General features: G+C 64.6%; 6 protein-coding genes. 3 read left to right on the top strand and 3 right to left on the bottom strand.

All coding sequences use genetic code 11. The annotated features are described in order from the left end of the window. Positions 1–179: 179 nt before the first annotated feature. Positions 180–1,961, bottom strand: coding sequence for a M3 family oligoendopeptidase (locus JQC81_RS13190; protein ID WP_246520397.1), 1,782 nt, complete (start codon positions 1,959–1,961; stop codon positions 180–182). Positions 1,962–2,527: 566 nt separating this feature from the next. Here JQC81_RS13190 and JQC81_RS13185 point away from each other — a divergent pair. Together JQC81_RS13185 and JQC81_RS13180 are read left to right on the top strand one after the other, a co-directional pair. Then, on the top strand, positions 2,528–4,303 hold the full coding sequence (locus JQC81_RS13185) for a L,D-transpeptidase family protein (protein ID WP_203272262.1): 1,776 nt from the start codon (positions 2,528–2,530) through the stop codon (positions 4,301–4,303). Positions 4,304–4,434: 131 nt separating this feature from the next. Next, positions 4,435–6,087 carry a peptidoglycan L,D-endopeptidase MepK gene (locus JQC81_RS13180; RefSeq protein WP_203272271.1) on the top strand — a complete coding sequence of 551 codons (1,653 nt, stop codon included), beginning with the start codon at positions 4,435–4,437 and terminating at the stop codon, positions 6,085–6,087. A gap of 30 nt (positions 6,088–6,117) precedes the next feature. Here JQC81_RS13180 and JQC81_RS13175 read toward each other — a convergent pair whose 3' ends face one another. Beyond that, a complete protein-coding gene (locus tag JQC81_RS13175) occupies positions 6,118–6,978 on the bottom strand; it encodes an urea carboxylase-associated family protein (protein WP_203272261.1) in 861 nt (286 codons plus the stop codon). Between the two features lie 171 nt (positions 6,979–7,149). On the opposite strand from JQC81_RS13175, the gene JQC81_RS13170 reads away from it, so the two are divergent. Next, a complete protein-coding gene (locus JQC81_RS13170) occupies positions 7,150–7,590 on the top strand; it encodes an acyl-CoA thioesterase (RefSeq protein WP_203272260.1) in 441 nt (146 codons plus the stop codon). Positions 7,591–7,815: 225 nt separating this feature from the next. On the opposite strand, the gene JQC81_RS13165 is transcribed toward JQC81_RS13170, so the two are convergent. Continuing rightward, positions 7,816–8,073, bottom strand: coding sequence for a DUF2312 domain-containing protein (locus tag JQC81_RS13165; RefSeq protein WP_036361868.1), 258 nt, complete (start codon positions 8,071–8,073; stop codon positions 7,816–7,818). Positions 8,074–8,097 lie beyond the last annotated feature (24 nt).

Here is an 8,097-nt window from a genome sequence, read left to right as displayed (position 1 = left end):
CCGTTTCAACACCATCACTTTGAGGGACAGCCACCCCGCTCCGCTAGCTCGTGAGCGGCAGGCCCATTACGGCATCTATATGCGCTACAGTTCCTCCCGCGGGCGCCAACTTGTCAAGTCGGCGGTATCCTCACGACAACAGAGGTATGCGGCGGCCCTTTCACCGGACCGCCGGCGTCTTAGGCGGAGGCCGTCTCCATCGCCTCGAGCTCGCCGATCAGCCGCTCGATCATCGACAGGCCGATCTGCCAGAAGGACGGATCGCTCGCATCGAGACCGAAGGGAGCGAGAAGCTCGGAATAATGCTTGGTGCCGCCCGCCGAGAGCAGCGCGAAATAACGGTCGACGAAGCCTTCATTGGAGCGCTCGTAGACGCCGTAGAGCGAGTTCACCAGGCAGTCGCCGAAGGCATAGGCATAGACGTAGAACGGCGAGTGGATGAAATGCGGGATGTAGGTCCAGAAGCTCTCGTAGCCCGGACCGAGGCGGATGGCAGGGCCCAAGGATTCATCCTGCACGGACATCCAGAGTTCGCATAGCTTGTCGGCCGTCAGCTCGCCATTGCGGCGCTCCAGATGGACCTTGCGTTCGAAGGAGTAGAACGCGATCTGGCGCACCACCGTGTTGATCATGTCCTCGACCTTGGCGGCCAGCATCGCCTTGCGCTGCACCCGATCGGTGGTCTGGTCAAGGAGCCGGCGGAAGGTGAGCATCTCGCCGAAGACGGATGCCGTTTCGGCGAGCGTCAGGGGCGTGGGAGCCATGAGCGCGCCGTTGGGCCCGGCCATCACCTGATGCACCCCGTGACCGAGCTCATGGGCGAGCGTCATCACGTCCCGCGGCTTGCCCTGGTAGTTCAGGAGCACATAGGGGTGGGCGGAAGGCACGGTGGGATGAGCAAAGGCGCCGGGCGCCTTGCCGGGGCGCGTGGGCGCGTCGATCCAGCCTTCGTCGAAGAAGCGCCGGGCGATGTCGGCCATGCGCGGTGAAAAGGCTGAATAGGCGGAGAGCACCGTGTCCCGTGCCTCGTTCCAGGAGATGGTGCGCTGCTCGACCTTCGGCAGGGGCGCGTTGCGGTCCCAATGGTCGAGCTTGTCCTTGCCGAACCACCGGGCCTTCAGGGCATAGTAGCGGTGCGACAGGCGCGGATAGGCCTCGCGCACGGCGGACACCATGGCCTCCACCACCTCACGCTCGACCCGGTTCGCCAAGTGCCGGGAATCGGCCACGTCCTCGAAGCCGCGCCAGCGGTCGGAGATTTCCTTGTCCTTGGCGAGCGTGTTGGTGATGAGCGTGAAGGTGCGCAGGTTCGCCTTGAAGGTCTTGGCCAGCGCATCCGACGCGTCCTTGCGCACGCTCTCGTCCGAATCCTGCAGCTTGTTGAGCGTGGGCTCGATGGGAAGCTCCTCGCCGCGCACATTGAAGCGTAAGGACGCCATGGTCTCGTCGAACAGGCGGTTCCAGGCGGAGCGGCCGGTGACGGACTTCTCGTGGAACAGTTGCTCGATCCGGTCGTCGAGCTGGAAGGGCTTGTCCTTGCGCAGGTCCTCGAGCCAGGGCCGGTAGTGCTTGAGCGGCTCTTCGCCCATGGCCCGGTCGAGAACCTCGTCCTCGATACGGTTAAGCTCGAGCGCGAAGAAGAGCAGCTCGGTCGAGGCGGCGGTGAGGCGCTCCTGTGTGTCGCCGTAGAATTTGGCCCGCACCGGATCGGTGGTGTCGCCGGAATAGACGAGACCCGCATACGACATGATGCGCCCGAGGAGATCCTCCAGAGCCTCGTAGCGCTTGACGACCTCGTTCAGCGTCTCCGATGCGCGCTCGCCCCGTGCCATGGCATCGAGCTTGCCGCGGTGGGCTGCAGCGAAGGCCTTGCACTCGGCTTCGGCCCTAGCGAGATCGCGCTTGAACTCCTCGCTGTCCATGCCGGGATAGAGGTGAGACAGGTTCCATTCGGGCAGCATGCCGAGTTCGGTCTGAGCCGCGCCGGAGGCCAAGGGGTGATGCAGGGAGGAGATTGTCTGAGAGGTCACGGGCGAAGGCCTGTCGGAGATCGAGGATTGGAGATACTGCACACATATTGGCTACCGGCCTATCGGGATCAACCCATGCCCGATGGTCACGAGGCGCGGACGCAGGCTCCCGTCGGAACCCACCGAACCTTACCCGGCAGCTTGCCCATGAGGCACCGGCGTCGCCCCTTCCGAAGGCAAGGGCAGCGCCAGACCCGATCCATACCCTTTACGGTCGGTTAACCTTTCGGGCAAAAGACGGATCTCGTCGAATCCGGAGGCACGGACCGCGTGCTTCACACGCCTTTGTTATCAAGGACATATGCTGACCGCCCCACGAGGGATCGGCATCGGGCGTTGTCACTCTTTACAAAAAATTGAAAGAACTTGGCTTAGCGATGAAGCCGCATCGCGTTTTGCGCGTTAAGCGTAACAGACGTGTGCCCGCACACTGACAAAATTCATTTGATGGGGGATTGCTCATGTCCTCCACATTCATTGCGACGAGGAGCATGGTCATGCGTGGATTGCGCAAGACAGCCATTTGGCTTGGTCTCATCGGATCAGTTTCTCTCCTGCCCCTCGCCGCTTCGGCGGAAGACACCAGCCCGCAGGTCGAGCGCTCCGAAGCCATCGTCGCTGAGAGCCCGGCGCAGCCATCCTTCCACGATGTGGCGCTGCAGGATGCTCCCGCGTCAAAGGACATTGCCTCACCGTCCATCCCGCTTGCCGAGCCGGCACCTGTTTCCATCGAAGCTGCAGATCTGAAACCTGCTCCCGTCATCGAGATTCCTCTGCCGGACGCTGCTCCCGTCACGGCGCTCATGCAGGCCGACATCGGCCGCATGGCGGTGGAAGGCCTGTTCGCCGACGATGCGACCATGCGCGAGTTGCGCGTGAGCACCAAGGATCGCGAGGCTCTCGCCGCCTATTACGCACAGGCCGAGCGTCCTCTGCTGTGGTCGCAGGACGGAGCCTGGACGCCGGCGGCTCAGGCCGCCATGGATCGCCTGAAGGCCGCCGACGAGGACGGGCTCGATCCCGCCGACTACGTCTTGCGCGATGCGGGCCTGCGCAAGGATGCGCCGCTGGCGCAATGGGCAAGGGCCGATGTGAAGCTCTCGCTCTCCGTGATTCGCTACGCCCGCGATGCCCGTGGTGCGCGCATCGATCTTCCGCGCCTTTCGCCGCTCGTGACCCCGAAACTCGCCATGCCGGACATCGGCGAGGTGCTGAGCAGGGTCGCTTCTGCGAAAAATGCTGGCGCAACACTGGCGGCCTACAACCCACCGCATGCCGGCTACAAGGCTTTGAGGGAACGGCTGGCCCAATTGCGGGAAAACCATCCCTCCCAGCCCAGCGTTCGTTTGCCCAAAGGGCCAATTCTGCGTGTGGGCATGAAGGATCCGCGCGTGCCGCTGATCCGCGCACGCTTCAATCTCGCCAAGGCTTCCGACAACCAGACCGTCTATGACGAGCGTGTCGCCTCCGCGGTGGCGGCCTTCCAGAAGGAGCGGGGCCTGCCGGATACGGGCGTGCTGAATGCTCAGACGGTGGCGGCGCTCTCCGGCCCGTCCGTTGCGCAGCGCGAATCCGAGATCATCGCCAACATGGAGCGCTGGCGCTGGCTGCCGGCCGACCTGGGCGACCGGCACATCGCCGTGAACGTGCCCGAATACCGTCTGCGTCTGACCGAAGGCCGCAACGTGGTTCACGAGACCCGCGTGATCGTCGGCAAGGAGCAGTCGCAGACGCCGATCTTCTCCGAAACCATGAAGTATCTGGTGGTGAATCCGTCCTGGACGATCCCGCCGTCCATCATGAAGAAGGAGATTCTGCCGGCACTTGCCGCAGATCCCTATTACGCCGCGCGAAAGGGCTACAAGGTGATCCGCCGCGGCAATCAGATCTCGGTGCAGCAGCCGCCGGGCGAGCGCAATGCACTGGGCTACGTGAAGTTCATGTTTCCCAACCAGCATGCGGTCTATCTGCACGACACGCCGAACCGCAACCTCTTCTCCGCTAGCAAGCGTGCCTTCAGCCATGGCTGCGTGCGCGTCGACAAGCCCTTCGAGCTTGCAGAGGAGATCATGGGCAAGGACGGCAAGTGGACCGAGCAGAAGCTGCGTGGGCTCATCGGCAAGGGCGAGCGCTATGTGCACCTCACGGATCCCCTGCCCGTGCACCTGACCTACTTCACCCTCGCGGTCGACGAAAAGGGCGATTTGAAGCGCTTCGACGACATCTATGGTCTCGACCGCAAGGTCCGCGCGGCCCTGAACCTGTCCGAATAACCCCGTCCTTAAGCCACTTTCCTTCTCTCACTTAACGGGAACGTAACCGTCTTCGGCAAAGATCCTTTCACTATAAGGATCGCTGCATCCACGGATGCTGCCCGGTAAAGACGAGTATCACAGTGAGAGTAATGCGTACGGACCGGCTCGCGTCTCGCGTCGGCATTGGTCTTGCGGCCTTTTTGGCCGTCATGGTGGGCGGCGTGCGCGGCACGCAGGATGCGGTGGCCAACGGCGACACCCGCACACTGACCTTTTACCACAACAATACCAAGGAAAGCCTCACCGTCACCTTCCGGCGCAACGGGCAGTACGACTCGGGCGCCCTGCAGCAGTTGAACTGGTTCCTGCGCGACTGGCGGCGCGCCGAGTCGACCCGCATGGACCCGCGCCTGTTCGACACGGTGTGGGAAGTCTATCGGGAGGCCGGATCCGATGCGCCCGTTCACGTGAACTCGGCCTACCGCTCGCCGCAGACCAATTCGATGCTGCGCCGGCGCTCCAGTGCGGTGGCCAAGAACAGCCAGCACATGCAAGGCAAGGCGCTGGACTTCTACCTCCCCGACGTGCCCGCCTCCCGCGTTCGGGCCATCGGCATGCGGCTCCAGAACGGCGGCGTCGGCTATTATCCCAATGCTTACACGCCCTTCATCCATCTCGATGTGGGCAGTGTGCGCGCCTGGCCGCGCATGACCCGGTCGCAGCTCGCCAGCATCTTCCCGGACGGAAAGACCGTGCACATTCCCGCCGACGGTCAGCCCCTGCCGGGCTATGAGCTTGCCCGTGCCGAGGTGCTGGCCAAGGGCGGCACGGTGGCCGGCTACACGGCTTACGCCGATGCCGAGGAGGCCGTTGCCAGCCAGCCGCGCCGCAAGAGCTTCTGGGCCACCCTGTTCGGGGGTGGCGACGACGAGGACGAGGATGCGGAGGAGATCCGCGTCGCCTCGCGGCCGGGCCGGGCGCTCATCGCCTCCCGCCAGCAGCCATCGGCGACGGACAATTACGCAAGCGATTCCAACTCGTCGGTCTATGCGGCCCTGCAATCCTACGGCAGCCCGGCCCCGACGGCGCGGCGCGCGCCGGTGGCGATCCAGCCCCGGCCCGAGCCGCCGGCACCCGCCGTCGTGGCCTCCATGGCCCCGGCCCTGCGGGAGGACCTGACGCCGCCCGCAGCACCCCCGCTGCCGCCGACCCGGATCAACGGAGCGCCGGGCACGGTCCAGACCGCATCCGGCCCATCCTTGGCCTGGCAGCAGGGCCCGGGCGCGTCGGAGATGTCGATTGCCAAGGGCATGACCTTCGCGCCGATGCCGCCGCGCCGGCCCGACCTGGATGACACCGATGTAGAGGCCCTCGCCGGCACGGTCGCCCTGGCCTACGCGCCGCTCCCCCCGGCCCGGCCCGGATCACTTTCGGCCACGAACCCGATCCCGGTGCTGGCCGACCTGCGGGGCACGACAAGCGCGGCCGTCAACTCGGCGGCTCCCCTGCCTCCACCCCGGCCGGATCTGCGGCCCATCCAGGTTGCCGCAGCGGCTCCGGTCGATATTCCGGTGGCAACCACCGGCTCGACGCCCAAGGACACCAAGCCGGCTAAGCCTCTGCCCGCCGCTTCACCCAAGGCTCCGGCCGCCGCAGCGAAGCAGCCGCCTGCCACGGCGCTCACGGCCCTGATGTCGGCGGAGCCAAGCCTGCACATGGGGTTCTCGAAGAAACCGGTGGCCGACCTGACCACGAACCGGTTCACGGGACCGGCGGTCAAGCCGCTGAAAGTGGTGCAATAAGGAAAAGGGCCCTGCGGGGCCCTTTTCATTTCAATCCTCGTGCCTGCGGCTGTAGCCATTGCGCGGCGGCGAGGTCCACCCGGCGGGCGGCGTCTTCGGCCTGTAGACCTCCACCAGCAGCGGATGGCAGACGGCCGCATTGCTCGAATGTTCCGCGCTGCAATCGCCGCCCGGGCAGGCGGAGAGCGCGCCCAGAAGATCGATCTCGGCGAAAAACTCCAGATAATCGCCCGGCCGAACCGGGCTCGCTTTCATGAAATACTGCCCCGTGTCGCGGGTGAAGCCCGTGCACATGAAGACGTTGAGCACATCGTGCACGGTGGGCTCCACCTCCTGCTTCGGTTTGCCCAAGCGTTCGCTAAGGGCGCGGGTCAGGTTCGAGTGGCAGCAATGGTGGTATTCGTGACCTGAGAGGAGCTTGTGGGTGTAGGGGTCGCAGCGCGTGCCGATCACGTCATGCACGGAGCCGCCGAATTCGTCGAAGCCGTACCAGTCGAGGGTGTCGTGGGTGATCGTCGCCATGGGGCGCAGGTACGGCAGGCACGACCAGAGCTGGTCGCCAGTGGAGACGTGCGTGCCGTGCAGCGCCCGGGTCTTGCCCGAAAAGAAGCGCTCGCTGATATCGTCGGCCGACCAGAGATTGAGATCGCCCACCTGCGGCCCCTCGATGCTGACGATGCGAAAGAACGAGCCCGCCGGCACGTGGAAGCAGCGCGCTTCGCGAGGCGGCACTACAACCTCGTCCACCTTCTCCCAACCGTCGCGGGCGGCCTGATAAGCGGCGAGATCAGGCCGCGGCAGGGTGTCGACGGGATAGCAGATGACGGGACGAATCCTCCGGCGCGCCCCCGCGTCCTGAGGTTCCGTCACTTCGTGTGCTGCGCGCTTCATGCATTCCTCCCGTGTCGAATCTCCCGGAATCTATAGAGAACCGGGAGGCCCGGAGCGAGGGCGCCGGCGCATGGCAGATCATCCGGGAACGAAAAAGGCCTCGGCGGCCGATTCCCAGTCTTGAGCCACGCGGCGTTTCATACTTTATGGCCTCAAGACAAGGACCGCACGATGACCGAGCTAAATGCCCTGCGCCCGCTGGAGGCCTATCCGAGCCGCACCTCCACCGACATCCGCTATGCGGATCTCGACCGGCAGGGGCATGTGAACAATGCAGTCTTCGCCACCTTCTCCGAGGTCGGACGCGTCGCCTTCATGTACGATCCGGCAAGGCCGCTCGCCACGGAAGGCCGGAGCTTCGTTATCGCCCGGCTGCAGATCGACTTTCGGGCGGAGCTCTTCTGGCCAGGCCACGTCGATATCGGCACGGGCGTCGTGCGGGTCGGGCGCAGCTCATTCACCCTGGCCCAGGGCATCTTCAACGATGGGCGCCTCGTCGCCACGACGGAAGCCACCATTGTGATGGTGGACAAGGAGACGCGCCGCTCGACCCCGTTGCCGCTTGCGACGGTGGATGTTTTGCAGGGCATGATGCTGGCGGACGATTTCTAAGCATCTTTCGCGAATTGGGCACAACCATAAGCCCTCATCCTGAGGAGCGTAGCGTCTCGAAGGACGAGGGCGTTTCCAGTGCTCTCCGGAGCCTCCTTCGAGACGCAGCTGCGCTGCTCCTCAGGATGAGGTCGAAGGGATTAGCCAGGAGTGTACCTCCCGGAATTGGCAAAGGCCCCGCAGATTGCGCTGCGAGGCCTTTGAAACTCTCCGACAGAAGGGTCCTTAGACCATCCCGAGCGCCTGCATGTAGAGTTCGAGGATGGCCTCCTCCTCCTGGCGCTCAGCGTAATCGCGCTTGCGCAGGGAAATGATCTTGCGCAGGACCTTGGTGTCGAAGCCGTTGCCCTTGGCCTCGGCGTAGACGTCCTTGATGTCGCCTGCGATGCCGGCCTTTTCCTCCTCGAGGCGCTCGATGCGCTCGATGAAGGCCTTCAGCTGGTCGGCGGCGACGGATTCGGTATTGAAAGCTGCGTCATCCATGAATGATGCCCCTGATTGATGGCG

The sequence above is a fragment of the Microvirga arabica genome, from assembly GCF_016811235.1.
In the GTDB taxonomy this organism is placed as follows: Bacteria; Pseudomonadota; Alphaproteobacteria; order Rhizobiales; family Beijerinckiaceae; genus Microvirga; species Microvirga arabica.
The sequence above is the reverse complement of the archived record's forward strand: the minus strand, read 5'-3'. Positions and strand labels throughout refer to the sequence as shown.